Source organism: Devosia sp. P1_H9, from assembly GCF_056405135.1.
Genome location: NZ_JBFUCQ010000009.1, coordinates 92189 through 114547, shown reverse-complemented (window position 1 = coordinate 114547; position 22359 = coordinate 92189). Strand labels below are relative to the sequence as shown.

General features: G+C 65.1%; 18 protein-coding genes. 5 read left to right on the top strand and 13 right to left on the bottom strand.

Translation table 11 applies throughout. From position 1 onward, the window contains the following. Nucleotides 1-182 precede the first annotated feature (182 nt). The 4 genes from AC1DYL_RS17750 to AC1DYL_RS17735 all read right to left on the bottom strand — a co-directional run bounded on the left by AC1DYL_RS17750 (nucleotide 183) and on the right by AC1DYL_RS17735 (nucleotide 6480). Nucleotides 183-3365, bottom strand: a complete 3183-nt coding sequence (locus tag AC1DYL_RS17750) for an alpha-mannosidase (RefSeq protein ID WP_477174194.1) — start codon at nucleotides 3363-3365, stop codon at nucleotides 183-185. Between the two features lie 4 nt (nucleotides 3366-3369). Continuing rightward, complete coding sequence (locus AC1DYL_RS17745; protein ID WP_477150695.1) at nucleotides 3370-4182, bottom strand: carbohydrate ABC transporter permease; 813 nt, start codon at nucleotides 4180-4182, stop codon at nucleotides 3370-3372. Next, a complete protein-coding gene (locus tag AC1DYL_RS17740; protein ID WP_477150694.1) occupies nucleotides 4182-5069 on the bottom strand; it encodes a carbohydrate ABC transporter permease in 888 nt (295 codons plus the stop codon). Before AC1DYL_RS17740 ends, AC1DYL_RS17745 begins: the two co-directional genes overlap by 1 nt. Nucleotides 5070-5160: 91 nt before the next feature. Then, nucleotides 5161-6480, bottom strand: coding sequence for an extracellular solute-binding protein (locus AC1DYL_RS17735; RefSeq protein ID WP_477174193.1), 1320 nt, complete (start codon nucleotides 6478-6480; stop codon nucleotides 5161-5163). A 283-nt stretch (nucleotides 6481-6763) separates the two neighbouring features. On the opposite strand from AC1DYL_RS17735, the gene AC1DYL_RS17730 reads away from it, so the two are divergent. Beyond that, a complete protein-coding gene (locus tag AC1DYL_RS17730) occupies nucleotides 6764-7795 on the top strand; it encodes a LacI family transcriptional regulator (protein WP_477174192.1) in 1032 nt (343 codons plus the stop codon). Here the strand turns inward: AC1DYL_RS17730 and AC1DYL_RS17725 are convergent. From AC1DYL_RS17725 to AC1DYL_RS17715, 3 genes are all read right to left on the bottom strand, one after another. Next, a complete protein-coding gene (locus AC1DYL_RS17725) occupies nucleotides 7792-8589 on the bottom strand; it encodes an alpha/beta fold hydrolase (protein ID WP_477174191.1) in 798 nt (265 codons plus the stop codon). The two genes, AC1DYL_RS17730 and AC1DYL_RS17725, sit on opposite strands and share 4 nt — an antisense overlap. A gap of 124 nt (nucleotides 8590-8713) precedes the next feature. Then, a complete protein-coding gene (locus tag AC1DYL_RS17720) occupies nucleotides 8714-9853 on the bottom strand; it encodes an alpha-D-ribose 1-methylphosphonate 5-triphosphate diphosphatase (RefSeq protein ID WP_477174190.1) in 1140 nt (379 codons plus the stop codon). A 100-nt stretch (nucleotides 9854-9953) separates the two neighbouring features. Beyond that, nucleotides 9954-10874, bottom strand: coding sequence for a helix-turn-helix domain-containing protein (locus AC1DYL_RS17715; RefSeq protein WP_477174189.1), 921 nt, complete (start codon nucleotides 10872-10874; stop codon nucleotides 9954-9956). A gap of 174 nt (nucleotides 10875-11048) precedes the next feature. On the opposite strand from AC1DYL_RS17715, the gene AC1DYL_RS17710 reads away from it, so the two are divergent. The 4 genes from AC1DYL_RS17710 to melA all read left to right on the top strand — a co-directional run bounded on the left by AC1DYL_RS17710 (nucleotide 11049) and on the right by melA (nucleotide 15525). Continuing rightward, nucleotides 11049-12302 carry an ABC transporter substrate-binding protein gene (locus AC1DYL_RS17710; protein ID WP_477174188.1) on the top strand — a complete coding sequence of 418 codons (1254 nt, stop codon included), beginning with the start codon at nucleotides 11049-11051 and terminating at the stop codon, nucleotides 12300-12302. Nucleotides 12303-12392: 90 nt separating this feature from the next. Beyond that, nucleotides 12393-13283, top strand: a complete 891-nt coding sequence (locus tag AC1DYL_RS17705) for a carbohydrate ABC transporter permease (RefSeq protein ID WP_477174187.1) — start codon at nucleotides 12393-12395, stop codon at nucleotides 13281-13283. Further along, nucleotides 13280-14155, top strand: coding sequence for a carbohydrate ABC transporter permease (locus AC1DYL_RS17700; RefSeq protein WP_477174186.1), 876 nt, complete (start codon nucleotides 13280-13282; stop codon nucleotides 14153-14155). Before AC1DYL_RS17705 ends, AC1DYL_RS17700 begins: the two co-directional genes overlap by 4 nt. A gap of 53 nt (nucleotides 14156-14208) precedes the next feature. After that, nucleotides 14209-15525: an alpha-galactosidase gene (gene melA, locus AC1DYL_RS17695; RefSeq protein WP_477174185.1), complete on the top strand. Its 1317-nt coding sequence runs from the start codon at nucleotides 14209-14211 to the stop codon at nucleotides 15523-15525. A gap of 195 nt (nucleotides 15526-15720) precedes the next feature. Here the strand turns inward: melA and AC1DYL_RS17690 are convergent, their stop codons facing one another. The 6 genes from AC1DYL_RS17690 to AC1DYL_RS17665 all read right to left on the bottom strand — a co-directional run bounded on the left by AC1DYL_RS17690 (nucleotide 15721) and on the right by AC1DYL_RS17665 (nucleotide 22357). Beyond that, nucleotides 15721-16047: an NIPSNAP family protein gene (locus tag AC1DYL_RS17690; RefSeq protein WP_477150684.1), complete on the bottom strand. Its 327-nt coding sequence runs from the start codon at nucleotides 16045-16047 to the stop codon at nucleotides 15721-15723. Nucleotides 16048-16145: 98 nt separating this feature from the next. Further along, nucleotides 16146-16850 carry a hypothetical protein gene (locus tag AC1DYL_RS17685; protein WP_477174184.1) on the bottom strand — a complete coding sequence of 235 codons (705 nt, stop codon included), beginning with the start codon at nucleotides 16848-16850 and terminating at the stop codon, nucleotides 16146-16148. A 10-nt stretch (nucleotides 16851-16860) separates the two neighbouring features. Continuing rightward, nucleotides 16861-18570 carry an ABC transporter ATP-binding protein/permease gene (locus tag AC1DYL_RS17680; RefSeq protein ID WP_477174183.1) on the bottom strand — a complete coding sequence of 570 codons (1710 nt, stop codon included), beginning with the start codon at nucleotides 18568-18570 and terminating at the stop codon, nucleotides 16861-16863. A gap of 62 nt (nucleotides 18571-18632) precedes the next feature. Further along, entirely contained in the window at nucleotides 18633-20930 is a 2298-nt protein-coding gene (locus AC1DYL_RS17675; protein ID WP_477174182.1) for a TonB-dependent hemoglobin/transferrin/lactoferrin family receptor, read from the bottom strand. Nucleotides 20931-21065: 135 nt separating this feature from the next. Then, nucleotides 21066-21563 carry an invasion associated locus B family protein gene (locus tag AC1DYL_RS17670; protein ID WP_477174181.1) on the bottom strand — a complete coding sequence of 166 codons (498 nt, stop codon included), beginning with the start codon at nucleotides 21561-21563 and terminating at the stop codon, nucleotides 21066-21068. After that, nucleotides 21560-22357, bottom strand: a complete 798-nt coding sequence (locus AC1DYL_RS17665; protein WP_477174180.1) for a HugZ family pyridoxamine 5'-phosphate oxidase — start codon at nucleotides 22355-22357, stop codon at nucleotides 21560-21562. The genes AC1DYL_RS17670 and AC1DYL_RS17665 overlap by 4 nt, the downstream gene beginning before the upstream one ends. Between the last annotated feature and the right edge of the window lie 2 nt (nucleotides 22358-22359).

The window sequence follows — 22359 nt, the reverse complement described above, 5'->3', positions numbered from 1 at the left end:
GGACGCTAGCAGCGGATTCTTCGTCTTGCAATACTTCGTTGTAAATTTGCAGAAATGCTGCAATGAGCTTGTCGTGGAGGTTGACCAGAGCGGGGCGAACAAAACACCAAGGCCACCGGCGATTTTCATCGGCGGTGGCCTTAAAGGCGTCAGCTATGTCAGGCGATTGGATGGGCGGCAGATCAGCCGGCCTCCAGCTCCAGCATCAGCGTCGCGATCTCGAACGGGCGCAGTTGCAGCGTCACGCTGTTGCCGGTGACGGCAACCGGCTCGCCGCCTTCTTCCATCAGGTTCACCAGCTTCGCAGACTTGATCGGCACGCCGAAGCTGAGGGTGGCGTTGGCGCGGGCATTGGCGTGCTCGAACACCCGCAGCACCAGCGCATCGCTCTTTTCGGCCTTCTTCACCGTCTCCAGCGTCACGTTCGGCTTGTCGACCGAAGCGAAGGAGAAGCTGCTGCTTTCCCCGGCATCGGAGGCACGCGCAGAGGTGTCGCCGATCACCGCGACTGGGTTGTTGAAGCGTTCGGCGGCGACCGGTACGTCGGCAAGGTCGCTGACCCCGTCATGCACCAGCAGCGCATACTTGATGCGGTGCTCGCCGCGGTCCGATGCCGGGTCCGGGAAGGTCGCGCCGCGCAGCAGGGTGATGCGCACCAGTTGCTCCACCGCGTCGTAGCCGTACTTGCTGTCGTTGAGCAGCGCGGCGCCAAAATCCGGCTCGCTGATATCGACCCAGCGATGCATGCTCGCCTCGAACCGCGCCCGGTCCCAGCTGGTGTTGCGGTGCGTCGCGCGCTTCACATGGCCGAACTGGATCTCCGAGCGGATCTCCGAGATATTGAGGTCGAACGGGAACTCGGCCTTGAGCACCGTCTGGCGCTCCTGCCAGTCGACGAAGGTGTCGAACTCGACCTGCTTTGCGCCGGCCTCGAGCGACACGACCTGCACCACCTTCGAGCTGAGATACTGCCGCTCGATGCGGAGCGCGGCGCGGTATGGCCCGGTCTCCACCACCTCGATCTTCGCCTTGTTCGCCGAGAGCAGCCAGAACTGCTCCTCGAAATAGCGATCGATGTCCCAGGCGTCCCAGTTGAGCGGCTTGTCCTCGTAGGCGACGAGCCGGTTGGCGGTCTCGCCCTTGGCGATCAACTCGCGGTTGTGCTGCTTGTCGAACACCGAGTTGATCTCGCCATTCCCATCGAAAGCGACGCGGACGAACTCGTTCTCGAGATGCTTGGTCGAAGCCGAAAGGCTCGACTTCGGGGCGCTGCCGCCGGTCACCAGCGAGGCAGAAGCCCAGCCGAGCGCCGGGAGGTTCGCCGGCGCCGCAAGCGTCGACCTGCCATCGGCGCTGATGAGCTTCTGCAACGGCAGTGCCGCACCGCCCTGCGCCAACGCCGAACCATCGGCCGCCCCGTCCACCCGCACCAGCGCCTTGTCGCGCGTATGGCCGGTGAAGTTGAACAGCTGCAATCCGCCCTTGCCGGTCGGTGCGACGGCCTTCGCCGCGCTGTGCCACGGGCCGTTACCCGACGCCAGGGTCGAGAACAGCCCCGCATACTCGGCGTCGCTGTCGACATAGACCTCGGCGATCGAGGTGCCGGGCAGGATGTCGTGGAACTGGTTGATCAGCACCAGCTCCCAGAACTCGTTGAGTTTCTCGCTGGGGTAGGGCGCCCCACTCCGCATCGCCATGGCGCTGAGGAATTCGAGTTCGCGCAGCACGCGCTCGGCGCGCCGGTTGTTGGCCTTGTTCTTCGCCACGTTCGTGAGCGTGCCGCGATGGTACTGCAGGTAAAGCTCGCCGTTCCAGGTCGGGAAGCGCTTGGCGTTCTCGTCCATGCGCTTGCTGAGCCGCTTGAGGAACGGCCCGATGCCTTCGAGCTTCACCTTAGGCGCGCCGGGAATGCCGCGCTCGAGCCGGGTGCCGCGTTCGATCATGGCGCGGGTCGGACCGCCGCCGCCATCGCCATAGCCGTAGCAGACCAGCACTTCGTCGTTCACCGACTTGGGCTCATAGCGCTTCCATGCGCCCATCACTTCAGAGACCGAGAGGTCGGAATTGTAGGTGGTGAAGATCTGTTCGCTGTCGAATTTCTGCGCCGTGATCAGCTGCGCCTTGGTCTCGGTCCCGTCGATGCCGCGCCAGAAGAACGTGTCGTAGGGGTGCCGGTCGGTGTCGTTCCAGCTGAGCTTGGACGTGATGAAATACTCGAGCCCGGAGCGTTCGAGGATCTGCGGCATGTTGGCCGAGTAGCCGAACGTGTCCGGCAGCCAGACGGTCTTCGGCACGACGCCGAAGTGCTCGAGGTGGAAGCGGCGGCCGCGCATGATCTGGCGGACCATCGACTCGCCCGAGACGATGTTCGCGTCGGGCTCCACCCACATGGCGCCTTCGATCTCGAACTGGCCGTTCTTCACCTTGTCGAGCAGGCCGGCCCAGATCTCGGGATAGTCGGTCTTCAGGAAATTGAAGAGCACCGACTGGTTGTACATGAAGACGAATTGCGGGTACTCGGCCATCAGGTTGAGCACCGTGGCAAAGCTCCGGCCGGTCTTGTCGCGCGTGTGCATTACCCGCCACAGCCAGCCGACGTCGAGGTGGGTGTGTCCCACCGCCGAAATCGTCGGCTGCACTTCGGTGTCGACCAGCTTGTAGATCTTCTCGGCGATCTTCTCGGCCGCCGGCAGCGAGGCCTCGAACTCTGCCGTCACGCCGCCGCGCCGGTCCAGCGCGCGCAGCGACTGCTCGACGAGGTTCAGCACCGCGTGGCGGCGGCCGTCATTCTGCGGCAGGCGCGTCGCCACCTCGAGCGGCGTCATCAGGTCGAAATAGAGCTTCTCGGCGCGCGCATGGCGGACCATCAGCTCGACCTTGAAGCCGACCAGCGGCCGGTCGAAGAACGTGAAGGCATTGACGAGCAGGGTGCGCTTGGTGCCCGGCACCGCGTCGCGGGCGATTACCAGCTCATTGTGGTTGCCGTCGAGCGCCTGGGCGATCTTACCGTCGAGATACGCGAGGCATTGCGGGTCGGTCGAGCCCGGCCGGTCCTGCCACTGCGAGGTGAAGCGCAAGACGAACGTCTTGCCGCGCGCTGCCTCGGGCACGGTGACTTCGGCGGCGAACCAGGTGTGGCCCTGGTGCTTGGCCCAGACGGTGGTCGGCGTGAAGTTCGGCCACTGCCGCCAGTCGGCGGCGAGCGCCGCGGGCGTTTCGATGTCGTCAGGCTGGTAGCGCCAGGCGAAGGCACCTTCGATCGGCGTCAGGATCTTCTCGTGAAGGTCGCGGCAGAGCCGGAACAGCTTCTCCTCGAGCTTGATGTCGTCATCAAGCAGACCGAGCTTGGTGGCGAGACTATTCATCGTTCTATCCTTTGACACCGACGCCGGCGAAACCCGTGTTCATGTTTCGCCGCAACAGGAAGTACACGCCGACCGCCGGCGCTGCGTAAATGATGGAGAAGGCCGCGAGGAAGCCGTAGTCGATGGCCCCCTGCTGGCCGAAGGCCGAGTAGAGCCCGACCGACATGGGGAAACCGGCCTCCGTCCGCGTGAAGATCAGCGGCAGCAGGAACTCGTTCCAGGCGCCGGTGAAGGTGAAGAACCAGACCACAGCGAGCCCGGCCCGCGACATCGGCAGCACCACGTGCCAGATGATGTGCCAGAGGCTCGCACCGTCGACATACGCCGCCTCTTCGAGCTCGATCGGCACCGTGTCGAAGAAGGTCTTGAGGAGCAGCAGCGTGAACGGCAGGTTGAGAATGGTGAGCGCGACGATGACGCCATAGGAGTTCAGCAGCCCGAGCCGCTGCGCGGTGAAATAGAGCGGCACGATCACGCCGGCCGAGGGCAGCATGCGCAGCAGCACCAAGAGCCACAGGAAGGCGTTCTTGCCCGGGATGGTCATGCGGGCGAGCGGGTAGGCCGCCGCCGCCGCGACGACCACCGACAGCGTTGCAGTGCCGGCGGCGAGGATCAGCGAGTTGAGGAATTGCCGGCCGGCACTGCCGCTGATCGCCCGGATGAAGTTGTCGAAACCAAGCGCTGCCGGCATGCGCAAGGCGCCATTGGCCGTCGGATCGAAGGCGTTTGTGAACAGCCAGAAGAACGGGCTGACCCAGATCAGCGCCAGGAAACTCAGCGCCAGCGCCATGCCGCGGGAAGGGGCGGTACGTTCCATTACTTGGGCTCCCGGAGCAGGCGGACATAGAAGATTGAGAGCAGGCCGACCACGGCCAGCATGGCCACCGAGATGGCGCTGCCATAGCCGATCTTGCCGACCTTGAAGCTCTGTTCGTACATCAGGATCGCCAGCACCTGGGTCTGCCGGCCGGGGCCGCCGCCTGTCATTGCGTAGATCAGCGGGAAGTAGGTGAAGGTCCAGATGGTGATGAACAGCATGTTGGTCGCGATGTGCGGCCGGATGATCGGCAGGATCACCTGCCAGGTCCGCTGCCACAGCGTCGCGCCATCGACCTTGGCCGCTTCGACGATCTCGCGGCCGACGGAGTCGAGCGCTGCGATGAACAGCAGGTAGCTCCAGGCCGTGCCCTTCCAGACATTGGCGATGATGACGACCTGCAGGGCGAAATCGTTGATGAAATTGACCGGTGCGAGACCGAACGGGGTGACGACGAGGCCGTTGATCAGGCCGGTCGGGGAGGTGGTCGCCGACCACAGGAACGCCGCGACAATGTCGGGCAGCAGCCAGCCGAGCATGATCGAGACCTCGACCACCGTGCGCAGCAGCCCATGCTGGGTGCGCAGTGCCGAGGCGAGGACGAACCCCATCACGGTCTGGCCGACAATGGCCGAAAAGAAGGTGAAGGTGACGGTGGTGCCGAGCGCCTCGAGGAAGCCGCGGCGGGTGAACAGACGCTCGTAATTGTCGAGCCCGACCCAGCTCCAGTTGACCGACTTGCGGCCCACCAGTTCGAGATCGGTGAAGCTGAAGGCGAAGGCCCAGCCGGTGAAGTAGATCAGCGCGCCGATGAGGATGATTGCCGGCAGCAATCCGAGGAGCAGTAACCAGCCATTGGAGGCCAGCCAGGGACTTATCTGGCGCATGTAGCGTGATCCGATATACCAGGGCCTACGAAAAGGGCGGCGCGGGTTGGGAGTACCGCGCCGCCCCGGGAGGAGCGGGTGGGGGCCGCTCTTATTCGTAGGTGATGACGTTCTCTTCGCCGAACTCGTCGATCAGCGCCGCCTTGTACTCGGCGATCGCATCATCCACGGACGACCCGTCGAGGATCGCGGCCGTCATTTCCTGCACCAGCTTGGAGACCACCTGGTAGCCCGGGTAGGTATCGCGGCCGGTCGTGTCGGCGGCCATGGCGGTTGCCTTGGCGAGGTACGCGTCAGCCGTATATTCCGGCGATTCCGAGATATCGGTGCGGACGGCCATGCGCTTGTTCTTCACCGTCCAGTCGCCGAAATTGCCCTTGTCGAAGATGGTCGTCAGCAGCTTTTCGGCAGCGGCTTTGTCCGCAGCCTTGGCATTGACGCCGATGGCCCAGCCACCCGAGATGTTGGTCGTGGTCTTGGCGCCGGGCTCGCCCGAACCGGGCCACGGGGTCCACGCAACGATCTTGTCGCGCTCCTCGGTCGAGGGCAGGTTCACGCCGTTGCAGTCCCACAGGCACGCATATTCCCATGAGCCCGAGGCAAGGATGCCCATCTTGTTGCCGGTCATTTCGGCACGGACGGCAGCGCCGATATCGGTGGCGTAGTTGATCGCCTTACCGGCCAGCTTCTGGTCCTGGTAGACCTTCTTGTAGAGCTCGAGCGTGCGGCGCAGGGCCGGGCTGTCGCCCACCCACTTGCCAGCGTCCCAGTCGCGCAGCCGGTTGCGACCAGCTTCCGGAACGTCGGCGCCGAGCAGCGCCATGTAGAAGCCCTGCATGGTGGCGGCTTCTCCCTGCTTGGTGCCGGCGGGGATCAGGAAAGCGTTCTCGACGCCGGTCTTGTCCTTGATGGCCTGCGCAGCGGCGAGCACGTCGTCCCAGGTCTTGGGCGCCCACGGAGTAGCGATGCCGGCCTGCTTGAACAGCTCCAGGTTGTACCACAGCATGCGCACGTCGGTGTCGGTGGGCAGCGCGTAGACATGGCCGTCATAGGACACCACGTCGAGCAGGCCCTTCATGTACGAACCGTACTGGTCCCAGGTCGTCGCCAGCTCGTCGAGCGGCTGTACATAGCCGGCGGAGGCGAGTTCGGACACCACGAAGCTGTCCATCTGGATGACGTCGGCGGCGGTGCCGGCCGACAGATCGAGCGCCACGCGCTCCACATAGCCATCGCCCGGCAGCTTGATCGCGTCGACCTTCTCGCCGGTCGCGGCTTCGTAATTGGCGATGCCGGGCTCGACCAGCGAGGCCAGCCACTCGGCGTACATGATGCTCACCGCCTGCGCGGGAGCCGTGGCGGCCAGCAGGGCAAGCGCTGCCGCAGACGCCAAGAGAGTCCGTTTAAGCATGAATTCCTCCTCCAAATGTTTGGCGTCGCATCCCTCATGCGCGGGCTGCGCGGCACCTCCTGAGTGCGCGGTGAGCTAAGCGCATTTATTGCAACGTTGCAATGATTGATGCAGAATTGTCGGAGTGACGTACATCAGAATGAATTATCTGTGATAATTCAGATAGTTAGAGAAAGCCGTTCAGCGGAAATCTGGGGATTGATCAATTGTATCGATGCAATTTTCTGTGGTTCCCGGCATCCCGCTGCCGGTGTATGACGGGTCCGGGGCTGAAGAAACCACGATGACGAAATCCAAGCCACGTGCTGCTGGCGGCACCCGCCAGCGGGCGACGCTCAAGACCATCTCGGAGCTGACTGGGCTCAGCCTCTCGACGGTGTCGCTGTCGCTGCGCGGCGGCGCGTCGTTGAAGGAGGAAACACGCCTCAAGGTTGCCGAGGCGGCGCGCGCCGTGGGCTATGTGCCGGACCGGGCAGGGGTGCGCTTACGGACCGGCAAGACCAACGTCATCGCCCTCGTGCTCGACGGCTCGGACGAAGCCATCGATTTCTCCCGCCACATGATCCGCGGCATCGGCGACGCCATCGGCGGCACCCGCTATCATCTGACGGTGATGCCGGAGTTCGACCGCAATCGCTCGGTGGAGACGGTGCGCTACATCCTCGAGAACCGTACGGCCGACGGGGTGATCATCACCCACACCGGCGCCCGCGATCGCCGCGTCCAGCTGATGATGGACCATGACTTTCCGTTCGTAAGTCATGGAAGGACCGAGTTCTTCACCCCGCACGCCTTCCACGATTTCCACTCCGAGGCGTTCACCGAACTGGCCGTGGAGCGGCTGGCGGCGACCGGCGCTCGCGACATCATGATCTCGGTCGGGGACGGGACCACCAACAACTACCACAACATCGTCCGCACCTTCGAGCGCGCCACCGCGCGCTTCGGCGTCAACGGCAGCGTCGTGGTGCAGGACAGCATCCGCCCTGCTTCCGCCGAGATGCGCCAGTTCGGCCGCGACCTCGCGGACAAGCCGGATCGCCCCGACGGCATCATCTGCGACAGCGAGACCCGCGCCATCTCGATGCTCTGCGGCCTCGAGGATGGCGGCGTGCTGCTCGGCCGCGACATCCGCTTCATCTGCAAGCAGACCTCGGACATCCTTTCGACCGTCTTCCCCAACGTCGATACCATCGAGGAAGACGTCTACGCAGCGGGGCTGGAGCTCACGCGCCTGCTGCTCCGCCGCATCGACGGCGAACCGGCCGAGTCATTGCAGACATTGAGCGAACCCGTCGCCCACTGGCGCAGCTAGAGCCGGTCGAGGAACGTCAGCACCGCGCCGTTGAACAGCTCCGGCCGCTGCAGCGGCGCGAAGTGGGTGACGCCGGGGAGGATTGCGAGCCCGGCGCCGGGAATACTGCGGGCGAGGTACTCGGCATGCTCGGGCTTGATGAACTCGTCCCCGGCGCTCTGCACGATCGTCACCGGTACCCGTATCCGCGCGAGGTCGTCAGCCGTGTAGTTCGGCTGCGTCCGCTGCATCAGGCCGACGGCATCGGCGAAGCTGCTGAACTGATCGGGCGTTGCCGATAGCCGCGCATAATCCTTCACGTGCCGGCCGAAGCACCGGTCGATCACCGGCGTCGCCTCGAACGGCAGGGTGCCGCTCGGGTCCATGTTGCAGGCGAAAAAGAACACGCCGCTGATCCGCTCCGGCTGCCGATCCGCCATGATCATGGCGATGCAGGCGCCATCGCTCCAGCCGACGATCGCGGCCTTCCTTAGCCCCAGCGCGTCCATCACCGCGAACACGTCCGACGCCATCAGCTCGTAGCTGTAGGGCCGCTCGTCGCGTGAGCTGCGGCCGTGCCCGCGGCTGTCGACCACCACTACCTGACGGCCGGCATCGACCAGCGGCTGCACCTGGTGGCCCCAGTTGCCGGAGTGGCCCATGCCGCCATGCAGCAGGATCACCGCATCGCCGGCACCGAAGCTCGCGTGCCAGATATGCGCGCCGTCATTGTCGACATAGGCGGAGGTTCCACCCGGCGGCAGCTCGGCTCCGCTGGCTTCAAAGGTAATCAGTTCGTCGTCGGTGAAGGCCATGTCGATACCCATCCCTGCTAGCGCGTGATGCACTAGTCGATGCCTCCGGCGTGGATTCGACATTCCGGACACGCAAAAACGCGCCGCCAGTTGGACGGGGTTCCGACAAGCCGTCAAGCGCAGCTCAGAGATAGGCGCGGCCGGCCACCCAGGTGCCCCGGATCACCGGCTGCCCGCCCACCAGGCGCACTCGCAACATATCGGCGCGGAGACCCAGCTTCAGGCGGCCGCGGTCGCTCATGCCGATCGAGTCGGCCGGGTTGGTAGTGACCTTGGCGATCGCCTCATGCAGCGGCATGCCGCGATCGGCGAGAATGAACGGCGCGTGCAAGAGGCTCGCCGGCACATAGTCCGAGGTGAGCAGGTCGAGCAGCCCGGCATCGGCGAGGCTGGCGGCGCTGGCATTGCCCGAATGCGAGCGGCCAAGCACCACGTTGGGCGCGCCCATGACGATCTTCATGCCGAACTCGCGGGCCCGCCGCGCCGCCTCCAGCGTCGTCGGGAACTCGGTGATGGCGATGCCGTCGGCGTAGGATTCCTCGACATCGGCCACGGTGGTGTCGTCGTGGCTGGCGATGCGGATGTTGCGCGCCCGCCCAAGCGCGCCGATGGCCGCACGGCCCGGCACGACGTACTTGGTCTGGTCATCCCGCCGCCCGGCCAGGTACTCGGCGAACTCCTCGTCGGTCCACACCTGCGAGTTCTTCTTGCGGCGGAATTCGCGATAGAGGTGTGTATTGTGCCACTGCCGCTGGCCCGGCGTGTGATCCATCACGCTGAGCAGCCGTAGCGCCGGGTTGTCGATATGGCGCTCGACGATGCCGAGCAGCGCCGGGTCCGACAGCTCGCAGCGGAAATGCAGGTAGTGGTCGGCCTTCACCAACCCTGCTTCGCGCGCCTCGGTGAGCCCGGTGATCGCCGCGTCCAGCATCGCCGTGCGCGCCCCGCCGCTGTCATAATCACCCAGCGACAGCGCATCGAGCACCGTGGTGACACCGCCGCCCAGCATCTGCCAGTCATGCGCCAGCACCGCCGTCAGTGTCGACGGCCACCGCACGCCCGGGCGCGGCTGGAAATGATGCTCCATGTTGTCGGTGTGAAGGTCGATCAGACCGGGCAGCAGGTAATCGCCCTCGAAATCGATCTCGTCGCTGCCGCTTGCCGCATCACCAACCGCCGTGATGTGCCCATCCGCGATGCTCAGCGCCCCCTCGACAACGGCATCTTCGAGCACAAGGCGAGCGTTCTTGAGGGTCGTGTTCACGGCAATGATCCAAATTATGTGGGTGGCGCCGCAGCGACTCATGCTGTCGCGGGCTGGCGAAAATCGATGCGTGATATGACATGCCCATGACGAATTGACGTCAACCGGCAAGCTGCGCCGCTTCCCGCTTCGGCGTGCTGCGCCCCTGCTGGAACTCCAGCCGGTAGTGCCGCGGCGTCTTGCCCAGCCGCTTCTGGAACGCGTCGTAAAGCCGGGCCAGCGAGGTGTAGCCGCACTCGAACGCCACCTCGGCGATCTCCATGTCCGTATCAACCAGCAGCCGCATCGCATGTTGCAGGCGGTGGCGGCGGATGTACTCGCCGATCGACATGCCGAGCACTTTCTGGAACGCCGCGCCGGCATTGGTGGCGTGGAGGCCGGATGCCGCCACGACGTCGCGCACGCTGACCGGCGTATCGAGATGGTCGTGGATGAACCGCGTCATCCGCTCGGCCATCGCTACTGCCCGATGCCCGGACGGCGACATCGCCGGGGCAGGGGCCCGGCCGCCCGCCCGCGCGATCGATTGCGACCACGACAGCCGCCGCACCCGCAGCCGCACCTCTTCCTCGAGGATATGGCGCTGCGCCGTGCCGGCATACTGCCACTCGCGGGTCCAGCGCGCGAACATGTGCCGGTCGCCCTCGTCATGCTCATGGCTGTAGAACACCTCGCCATCGAGAATGGCCTGACGGAAGCCCGGCTCGAGCGGCAGGCTGAGGAAGAACGACAGCGGCATGTAGGCGCAACTGAGCCGCTGTTCGTCGTCCACTGCCACCACCTGGTGCGGCGTCGCCGCCCAGAAGATGGCGAGCTCTCCGGCATTCAGCACCAGCCGCCGGCCGTTGATCAGGTAGGTGAGCTGGCCGGACCACAGGTAGTTGAGCTCGATATGGTCGTGCCAGTGGCTCTCGGGCATGGCATCGGCGAGATGCGTCTCGACGCAGAACTCGTGGCGCAGGACATCGATATTGTCGGACATCGGCACGTCGCTGGGAGTGGTGCGCAGTGCATTCGCCATGGCTTCCCTTCTCCCGTGAGGCAACGACAACCGTCACAATCGCTACTTTTCCGGAAGAATAACACCAAAATTTCGGAAGATTACGCGCCCGCTTTGCCGGACAGTACCCCTACGGCCGGACGGCGAGAGGGAAAGCGCTCTCCGGCATGACAGGGACAGATGGAGGGTAGCATCATGAAGGCAGTGCTTTCGGCCACCGCATTCACCGCGCTCGCGTTGTCGGCCACCGCGGGCCTCGCCGAGACCAACCTCACCTACATGATGTGGGGCGATCCGCCGGAGATCGCGGTGTGGGAGGCGATCGTCGACGAGTTCGAGGCCGCCAACCCGGACATCAAGGTGAAGGTCGAGGTGTCCGACTGGGACAGCTACTGGGACAAGCTGCGGGTGACCACTGTCGGCGGCAACCCGCCCGACATCTTCGCCATGGATGCGCCGCTCTACCCGGACTGGCAGTCGCGCGGCAGCCTGCTCGATCTGACGCCCTATCTCGCGGCGGCCCCGGAGACGCTGAACGGCGTCTATCCCGGCCCGCTCGCAGCCTATCAGTTGAGCGCCGGCACCTTCGGCCTGCCGCGCGATTTCCAGACCATCGTGCTGTTCTACAACAAGGCAATGTTCGACGCGGCCGGCGTGGCCTATCCCGACGACAGCTGGACCCTCGACGATCTCCGCGCCGCGGCGAAGAAACTGACCATCGACAAGGACGGCGACGGCCAGACCGACCAGTGGGGCCTCGGCACGGAGCTCTGGGACATGGAGCCGATGTGGGGCCCGGTGGTCTACAGCTATGGCGGCGCGCCGATCAGCGACGACTACAAGAAGACTCTGCTCGGTGAGGCCCCCGCGGTTGAAGCCTGGAAGTTCCTCGCCGATTTCCGCCTCAACGACAGTTCGGTGATGAGCCAGGAGGACCTTGAGAGCTACGGCAGCGACGGCTTCCTCGCCGGCGTCGCCGCGATGACCTTCTCCGGCCATTGGGTGGTGCCGGCCTATTCCGATCTAGCTTTCGACTGGGATGTCGCGCCGTTCCCCAAGGGCCCGGCCGGCCGCGCCACGCTGGTCAACAGCGCCGGCATCGTCATCAGCTCCAAGACCGCACATCCCGACGAAACTTGGAAGTTCGTGCAGTTCGTCATCAGCGAGAAGGGGCAGAGCAAGCTCACCGAGCTCGGCTTCGCCATTCCGGTGATCGACAAGGTGGCCAATAGCCCGGTGTTCCTCGAGCAGAAGGCGCGCGGCAGCCACAAGGTGTTCCTCGATGCGCTGGAATACGCCCACACCAAGCCGAGCTTCCGCGGCTACGAGGAATGGTCGGCCGCTGTCGGCGACGCCCTCGCGCTGGTCTGGAACGGCGAGATGACCATCGACGACGCGCTGGCCGAGATCGTCCCGAACGCCGACGCGGCGCTCGCCAACAACCAGTAATCCCGCCAGGGGACCCGGGCGATCTCCACCGGCTTGCCGGACGCCCGGGTTGGTCTCACGATGCTGATGGGCAAGCAAGGGCAGGGCAGCATGACGCAGATCGGAGTATCGCCACGCGGTGCCGAGCGGTTCTGGGTCATCGTGTTGTTGCTGCCCACGCTGCTTGGGCTGGCGCTCGGCGCCTTCGGCTCGATCGCCGCCACCATCGGCATCAGTCTCTTCGAGTGGGACCTGTTGAGCCCTGCCAAATGGGTCGGCGTCGAGAACTACCTGGCGCTGCCCGAGAACCGCAATTTCCTCAAGGCGCTCGGTAACACCGCCGCCTTCTCCGCCATCTACGTGCCCGCGACGCTCTGTATCTCGCTGGTGGTGGCGGTCTTACTCAACCAGCGCATCCGGGGCGTGAGTCTCTTCCGGCTGATCTATTTCATCCCGGTGGTCACCTCGCCCACCGCCGTCGGCCTCGTCTGGACCTGGATCTATTCGAAGGACAAGGGCGTGCTGAACGCCATCATCACGACCTTCGGTGGCGATCCGGTGCATTGGCTCGGCTCCGACATGGCGCTCTACTCGGTGGTGATCGTCAATGTCTGGGGCGCCATCGGCGAGGGGATGATCATCTTCCTCGGCGGCTTGCAGGCCATCCCGCGCGATGTCTACGAGGCGGCGACCATCGACGGCGCTAGCCGCTTCCAGCAGTTCCTCGCCGTCACCGTGCCGATGCTGCTGCCCTCGATCTTCTTTCAGGCGGTGCTCTGCACCATCCACGCCTTCCAGGCTTTCGACTACGTCTACATCCTCACCCAGACCAGCAATGGCAGCTCGAACCTGCCCATGCTCGTGTTCAACATCTATCGCGAAGGCTTCAACTACTTCCGCATGGGCAATGCCTCGGCCCAGTCGGTGGTGCTGGCGGTGATCGTCCTCGGCCTGACGCTGATCTATTCCCAGCTCAACAAGCGCTGGGGGCAGCACCAATGAGCGTTGTCACCGCCTCGGCCCCCGCCACCGAGCTGCCGACCACCGCGTTCCTCGCCAAGCACCTGCGCGAGAACATCTGGTTCTATCTCGTCCTGATCGCCGGCGGCCTGCTGATGGTCGCGCCCTTCGTCTGGATGGTGTCGACGGCGCTGAAGCCGGCTGCTGACCAGTTCACCCGCGACCTCATCCCCCGCCGGATCACCTTCGAGAATTTCGGCAAGGCCTGGGAGCTGATGGAGTTCCAGTACCTCGTCTGGAATTCGTTCCGCATCGCCGCGCTCTCCACCATCGGCCAGGTGGTCACCTGCTCGATGGGCGCCTTCGTCTTCGCCATCGTCCGCTTCAGGGGCCGCGACCTCTTGTTCCTCGTCCTGCTCGCGACGTTGATGGTGCCCTACCAGATGACCGTCATCCCGCAGTTCCTGATCTTCAAGACCTTCGGCCTCTACGGCACCGATGTGCCGCTTTACCTGCCGAGCTTCCTTGGCGGTGCCTTCGGTGTGTTCCTCCTCCGCCAGTACTTCCGCACTATCCCGATCGAGCTGCTCGAAGCGGCGCGGCTCGATGGCGCCAGCCTGTTCCGCATTTACTTCTCGATCTACCTGCCGCTGGCCAAGCCCGCGTTGGCTGCGCTCGCCATCTTCGCCTTCATGAGCTCGTGGAACGATCTGTTCAGCGCGCTGATCTATCTGCCATCGGATCTCGAAAAGACCACGCTGCCGGTGGGGCTGGCGCTGTTCCAGCGGCTCTATCGCGCGCAATGGGCGCTGATGATGGCGGCGGTGATCATTTCGATCGCCCCGATCATCGTGGCGTTCTTCTTCGCGCAGAAGCAGTTCATCCAGGGGTTCGCCGCGACCGGCATCAAGTAGCCCCTGACCTCCCCCGCAACCGCTCAGCATCGCTTCGCGATGAAGGAAAACTAATGCTCAAAATCTGTCTCATCGGCGCCGGCAGCACCGTCTTCGCCCAGTCGATCCTCGGCGATGTTCTGTCGAACCCCGCGCTCCAGAACGCCACCATCAGCCTCCACGACATCGACGAGACCCGGCTCTCGACCTCGGTGGTCGTCGCCAACCGCATTGGCCAGACGCTGGGGCTGACCAACCTCAAGGTCGGAGCCACGGCCAACCGCCGCGATGCGCTGCAGGGCGCCGATTTCGTCATCCTGATGATGCAGGTGGGCGGCTACAAGCCGGCGACCGTCACCGATTTCAAGGTGCCCGACAGTTTCGGGCTCAACCAGACGATCGGCGATACCCTCGGCATCGGCGGCATCTTCCGCGGGCTGCGCACCATCCCCGTGCTGTTCGACATCTGCCGCGACATGGAGGAGGTGTGCCCCGACGCGACGCTGCTGCAATACGTCAACCCGATGGCCATCAACTGCTGGGCCATCAAGGAGAAATTCCCGCACATCAAAACCGTCGGCCTCTGCCACTCGGTGCAGGAAACCTCGCACCAGCTGGCGGAGCTATTGGGCGAGAACCCGGCCGACCTCAGCTACCTCTGCGCCGGCATCAACCACGTCGCCTTCTACCTGAAGTTTGGGAAGGTCTTGCCCGACGGCGAGTTCGAGGACCTCTATCCGCGCCTCAAGGCCATCGCCCAGAACGGCCCGATCCCCGACGACGACCGGGTGCGCTTCGACATGCTGAAACGCGTCGGCCACTTCGTCACCGAGTCGAGCGTCCACTTCTCGGAGTACAATTCCTGGTTCATCAAGCGTGGCCGCCAGGACCTGCTCGAGAAGTACAACCTGCGCCTCGGCGAATACCTCTACCGCTGCGAGGATCAGATCGCCGAATGGCACCAGCTGCGCCGCGACCTCGAGGGCGATGCTCCGCTGGAGGTAGAGCAGTCCAACGAGTACGCCGCCGGCATCATCCGCTCGATGACATCAGGCGAGAGTGGCCTGATCTATGGCAACGTCCCCAATCGCGGACTGATCAGCAACCTGCCCGACGATGCGGTGGTGGAGGTGCCTTGCCACGTCGATCGCAACGGCATCCAGCCCACCCGCATCGGCCGCATCCCCGATCACCTGGCCTCGATCATGCAGCTCTCGATCAATGTGCAGCGGCAGACCGTTGCCGCGGCGGTGACGGGCAAGCGCGAGCACATCTACCACGCGGCGATGCTCGATCCGCACACGGCGGCTGAGCTATCGCTGGACGAGATCTGGAGCCTGGTGGATCGGCTGATCGAGGCACATGGGAACTGGTTGCCGGCTTATCGATGAGGAACCTCGCGGCTCCCCATCCACCGGCCGTCACCCCGGCGAAAGCCGGGGCCCAGTGCGCCGAGCGTCCCACAAACTCGCATTCTCCGACCCTTCCGTGAAGGACCGGAGAGGGCCGCGCCAGCCCAACCATCCGAGCAGTGGGTCCCGGCTTTCGCCGGGATGACGGCCGGTGGGGAGGGGAAGACGGTGCCGTCACTTCACGCTCGAAAACCCCGTCGGCGTCAGAAACTGGCTCGACACATTGGCAAGCAGCGGCCCATCCGCTTCCGATGCGTCCCGCGCGGCATGCCATTCCGGATCGGCCACGAACGCCGCCCACTTGGTCTCCCGCTCGGCCATCGAGTTCCAGCGCAGCATGTATGTCAGATCGTTGTTCGAATTGCCGATCACGGTCGTCCAGAACCCTGCCTGCTCGATGCCGTGCCGTTCCCAAATGCCCAGCGTATGGTCCTTGAATCGCCGCATCAGGTTGGGCAAGCGCCCCGGCAGGCAGGTGTAGACGCGCAACTCGTAGATCATGCTGGCTCCCCTGAGCGTAGTGACGGCCAGTGGGCCGTCGGGCCCGCCTCAATAGGATGATCCGTCCCGGAACGGCAATCGCGCTTTGGGCTAACCCGTCAGTTGATGCGCAGCAGCGTCAGGCCCAGGGGCTCGCCGTCGGCGTTGAATGCCTCGCGCTCGCCGGTCACCGAGTCCCGATGCCACTCGGCCACCGCACCAGCCTTGAGGTGCAGGTGGAAATCCGAGCGCATCACGTTGATGAAGCCCATCGCCGGCTTCACCGCCTCGATGGTGCCGCGCCAGAACTGCTGGAAGCCGGCGCGGCGGAAGCCGATCACCACCGGCGATTGCGCCGCCTGCGCATCCTCAAGTGGCAAACGGCCGGGATCGGTCTCGCTGGCCTCGATGCGCTCACCCGGCGGGGTATCGGGCTTCGCCTCGATCGCCGTGCCGACGCCGAGCGGCGCCACCGCGGCGTCGAACGGCTCGATCCCAGCGAAGCCGACGATGCCGCAGATGTAGCTGCCATCGGCGCGGTTGAAGTCGATGCGCGGATACGCCTTGTCCTTCATCACGCTGGTGCGGTCGACGATGATCTCGGCGATACCAGCGAGCTCGATCCGGCTCTCGTGCTCGGCCCCGCCGATCACCGCCCAGCCGTCCTCGAGGGTGACGCTCTCGACCGCGCCGATCCGCTCGTGCGTCGCGCCGAGGTGCCGCGCCGTCACCATCAGCTTGCCGATGGCGGGGAGGGTGGCGAGCACGTCGCGGGCGCTGGCCTCGAGGCGGGCGCGGGGCAGGGTGGTCGGCTTGTCGAGCATTGAACTATCCTTAGGCAAGTACGGGTTCGAGTGGAGCGGCAGGCGCCGGAGCGACACCCAGTTCGATGATACGCGGCATGCCCAGGCCCTGCGGCCTGCGATGCGCGACGATGACGAAGGCGGTGTCGGGCAGCTCCCGGCGGAGCATCTCGAACAGCGCGGTCTCGGAGGCCACGTCGATGGCGCTGGTCGGCTCGTCGAGATAGGCGAACAGCGGGCGTTGCAGCAGCAGCCGGGCCAGCGCCAGGCGCTGCAGCTCGCCGCCGGAGAGATCGCCGCTGGCCGTCTCATCGTCGATGAACATCACGTCGAGCCGATGTCCGAGCCCCACCGCCTCGAGCGCAGCCCTGCGTTGCTCGAGCGCGAACGCCTCGGGGCTGGAGGGATAGGCAACCGCGTCGAGGATCGACCCGAGCGGCACATAGGCCTGCTGCGGCAGGAACAGCGCCGGTCCGGCAGGCAGCACGATCCGGCCCTGGGCATGCGGCCAGAGCCCTGCAATCGCCTTGACCAGCGTGGTCTTGCCCAGCCCCGACTGGCCCGCAACCCACACGGCCTCGCCGCGCTCGACCCTGAGCGAGCCCACATCCAGCAGCGGCCGGCCATCCGGCAGCCTGAGGCTGAGCCCGGAAACACTGAGCGGACCATCGCCCCTCTGCACGATGGCCTCGCCCGCCGCGCTGCTCTCGGTGGCGCGTAGGAACCCGTCGAGACGTGATGAGGCAGCGACGAGATCGGCGAGATCGCGGTACGAGAAGATGAACCACGAGAGCGTGGTGACCACGCTGGAGAAGGCGGAGCTGACTTCCATCAGCCCGCCGAAGTTCACCGCCCCGGCGAGGAACGACGGCAGCGCCACGAATAGCGGGATGCGCAGCACGGTGTGCTGGTAAGGGTAGGTGAAGCAGCTGAGGATCAGCTCGCGGTTGATCAGCCTGCGCCAGTTGCCCATGATCGCGCCGAAGCGGCTGTCCAGCGTCCGCCGCTCGGCTTCCTCGCCATTGAGCAGCGCGATCTCGTCGACATTGGAGCGCATCCGCGCCAGCGCGAAGCGGAAGTCCGCCTCGCGGCGCTGCTGCTCGACATAGAGCTTCTTGAGCGGGCTGCCGAGCACGTGCGTCAGCAGCGAGCAGAGCGCGACGTAGACGAAGGCGGCGACGAGCATGTAGCGCGGGATCTCGAAGTCGATGCCGATGAAGGCCAGCGACAGCGGGAAGGACGAGAGCTGCCAGAGCAGCGCCACGTAGGAGAAGATCGCAACGATGTTGGTGATGAGGTCGAGCGCCTCGCTCAGCATGCCGTTGATGAACAGCCGGCAGTCATCGGCGATGCGCTGGTCGGGATTGTCCACCCCCGCACCGCTGCCGCCTATGCCGAGATAGGCCTTGTCGGCGAGCCATTGGTCGCGCACCGCCTCGGTCAGCGACCGCCGCCAGCGGATCAGCACCAGCTTATTGAGATATTGCGCGCTGAGCTCGCGGATCGAGTTGAGCAGCACGATGATGCCGAACACCCCGATCTGGGTCAGCGCAGCGCCGGCATCGACAGCCTCCAACGCCGAGTAGAAATCCTTGGTCCAGGAGATGATCCTGAGCGTCGTGTAGACCCCGCCCAGCTTCAGTGCCACCACGGCGACGAACAGCGCCAGCCCGAGTTTTCCGCCCCGCCCGCCGATGCAGAGCTTCAACAGCCGCCAGAACTGACCAAGGACGCGGGTCATGCGAAATCTCCGAGAAAGAAGGCGGGAGAGCCGTGGACGGGGCCCTCCCGCGGAGTAGGCGCTTAGAACGTGACCTTGGCCCCGACCTTGAAAGTACGGCCGGGTGCAACCTGCAATTCGAGCGGGTTCTGGTTGGCAACCGCCGATGAGGCCGGCGTGTTGGCGTATCCGGTCAGCGTGTTGGGGAAGTACCGGGTATCGAGGATGTTCTGGATGCCCGCGGTGAGCTCGATATTGTCGGTCGGCTCCCACTTGGCGTAGGCGTCGAACACCGAGTAGCCATCCGGCTTGAAGGCATTGGGATCGCTCCGCTCGGTAACCCCGGCGGCGAACGTGCCGATGACCTCGAACTCGAGCCCCTGGTCGGGCATCTCGTAGCGCAGCCCTGCAACGACGGTCAGCGGAATGGCACCGTCGAACGGCACCTCAGCAGCGCCGTCGTTGATCTGCACGCCCTTCGAATAGGTGAGGGCGCCGGACGCAAAGAGGTTTTCGTAGACCTCGAACTCGGCGCTCGCCTCGATGCCCCAGAGCTTCACCGTGTCGAGGTTGTCGTAGGTGACGACGTTCGCCGGCTGGCCGGCCACCGGTGCAAAGCTGCGGATGAAGTCGGTGTACTCGCTGTAGAAGCCACCTACCGACAGCCAGCCCCGCTCGAACTCGCCGCGGATACCCGCCTCGTAGCTCGCCACCGCCTCCGGCTTCAGGTCCGGGTTCGGGATCACCTGGTTGCCGGTGAACGGGTCGTTGACCGAAACGAACAGCTGCTGGCTCGTCGGCATCTTGAACCCTTCGCCATAGCCGGCATAAACCGACCAGCTGTCGTCGACCTCGTAGACCGCGCCGATCCGCTTGATCAGCCGCACGCTCTCTTGCACCTCGGGTTCGAACCCGGGCAGCGGCACGTAGTCCTCATCGCCGGTCGGATCGATCGAATAGGTGGCGAGCCGCACGCCGGGAGTAAGCGTCAGGCGCTCATCGAGCAGCTTGATCTCGTCCTGCAGGTAGATGTCGGCCCGCACCGTCTCAACTTCGGGGAAGTTGAACCCCTGGTTGGGGGTGATGGTGGTGACGCCGGTATCCGAGCGGTACGTGTAGTTGGTCCCCTCGTACTGCGTCATCGTCATATCGCCGTCGAAGCCGTAGGTCAGCGTGTGTGAGGTGTCGCCCCAGCCGAACGACGAAGTCAGCTGCAGATCGCCCTCGAGGAAGGTCTCGCCGTAGTCGCGGATCTGGTGCTGGTCCTGGACGCGGTTCGAATGGATGCGCCGCTGGTCCGACGTCTTGAGTTGCCGCTGCGGCGAGTACGAGACGTTCCACTTGACCGTGTCGAGCCAGTCCGCGCCGACCTGCCACTCATGTTCGAGCGCCAGCCGATAACGGGTCATGTCGACCTGGCGGATATAGCTCTCGGAGTTGTAGGCCGTCGTGGTGGGCGCACCCTGCGTCGAGCCCGAATCCCAGATCTGGTCGATCACCGTGTTCTCGTCGAACAGCTCGAACGTACCGGTGAACTTGTGCGCGTCGCCCGGCGTCCAGACCGCCTTCAGCAGGCCATTGTAGATGCTCGTGTCGGCCGGGAAGAGCACGTTGCAGCGGAAATACGCTGGGCGCGTGCATCCCCAGATGCCGCCGTCCGGATCCGCGTTGGAGAGCTTTGGCTCTTCGGCACTCATGTGCCCGAAGCTCGCCAGCACCTCGAGGTCGCCGAAATCGTAGGCCCCCGTCACCTGCTTCCGGAAGCTGTTGTCGTAGCTGTCCCAGCCGGTCTTGATCTCCACCGCCCACGGCTTGTCCTGCCCTTCGAGCAGGTCTGACGGGTCGCGCGTCCGGAACGACACCGTGCCGCCCAAGGCGTCGGAGCCGGTCAGCACCGAGTTCGGCCCCCGCACCAGTTCGACCGCCTTCATGTTCCACGGATCGACGAAATCGCGGCTGCCGTCGGTGATGATTTCCTGCACGCGGCTGCCGTCGACCAGCATCTGCACGCGGTTGCCGCCGACCCCGCGGATGTTGAATGCGGTGAGCTGGCTGAACGGATTGGTGAGCGAAGTCTGCCGCGTCACCGCGATGCCCGGCTCATACCGCACCAGGTCCTGGATATCGCGGACCACGTGCTTTTCCAGCGTTTTGGCATCGATCACCGCGATGTTCTGCGGCACGTCGAGCACGTTCTTGCTACCGCGCGAAGCGACGACCACGATGCGCTTGAGGATGGTGCTTTGCGCCTCGGTCAGCTGCTGCGCCGAGACCGGCTGCGGAATAGCGCAGAGCAGCGCCACGGTGCTGACGCCGACGAGATGCCAAGGTGATACAAATGCGCGCGCGAAAACGCTCGCGCCGTGCGGCCGATAAGACATGCCTGCCCCCGAAAGAAACCGAAGATGTTGGCTGGCTGTCGGCGTGCCGCTCGCCGCGTGGCTTGCTGTTCATGGCCCGATCGGGCCATCCATTCAGGCTCTATTAAAGGTGAGTATATGAGTCAAGATTAAATGCTACTGCGCCAGCTCCGCCGTGCGATTGTAGGCGGCAGTGAAGCCAGCAAGTGACAGTGTCACCGTCACGGGCTGGCCGTCGTCGACCTTCACGCCCGTGACTTCGAGCGTCGTTCCGACCTTCATGGCGCTGAGCGCCACCTCGTCGAAATCGAGCGGCACAAGGCACCCGGTCTGCACGCAGGTGAGGAAGGGCCGCGCCTGGCCCAATTGATGGCCGTCGATGCCGAGCTGCACGCCCGCATCGAGCCGCAGCCCGAACGCCGTCAGCAGCATCCCCTCGGCCTTGTTGCCCGCGGGTGCCGCAAGCTCCACCGCCACCAGCGCGCCTGCCGCTTGGGAGAAGGCGCAATCCTTGCCGGCTTCGACCAGCGTGCAGTTCACCGTCCAGCTGCCATGCGCCTCGTTGAGCGCCGAGGCGCCGCCCGGGAGCGTCGCCTGCTGCGCCAGCGCCGGCGATGCCATCAGCATCAGCGCGGCGGAGATCAGATGCTTCACGAAGCAACCCTCGCGTCCTTGAGCGGCCGGTTCAGGGCCCGCCGAGCTTCGCCGGCCATTCTCACCAGCGTCGTGTGCATGTCCTTGGACGAGGTGAGCTCGGTCTCGAACCAGACGCGGCGGATATCGTCTCCATCGGCGAGGTCCATGCCCTCGGCATCGACGCCGATCAGCCGCCACTTGCCAGGCGCCGCCTTGGCGAAATGCTCGGCATAGAGCCCGACGGCCTCGCCATGGTCGTCGTTCATGTGCTCGACGGCGCTCGGCTCGGTCATTGCCAGTTCCGGGTTGGCAGGGTTGGCATTGAGCAGGTTCTCGCGCGTCAGCGCATAGGCGCGCCCGAAGCCGGCATTGAACGAGGCGCTCTTCGGCTCGAGCCGGAAGTAGCGGAAATCGCCGAGGCCCGAGTAGAGCTTGGCCTTCTGCTGGTGGATCAGGTAGCGCGTGTCGAGCCGCACGTGTTCCTCGCTGTCGCGCTCCACTTCGCGGGCCTCACAGGCGATAGTGACGCGGGCATGCGCCAGCGGATCGCCCTTCCCGGGATAGCCGATCAGCAGCGAGCAGCGCGGATCGGCGAGGAGCGCGCCGGTATGGGCGGCGAGCTTCGAGATCAGGATGATCGGCGCGCCGTCGAAATCGGTCGAGACGCCGACTCGGGTGGCGATCGGCCAGCCGGTGCCCGGCTCGAGCGTCGCAATCGAGCCCGACCGCGCCGTGCGGATCAGCGTCTTGGCCTCGCGTACCGCATCGGCGGTGGTCTCGAGCAGCACGTCCTTCTTCTTTTCTTCGGTCATTA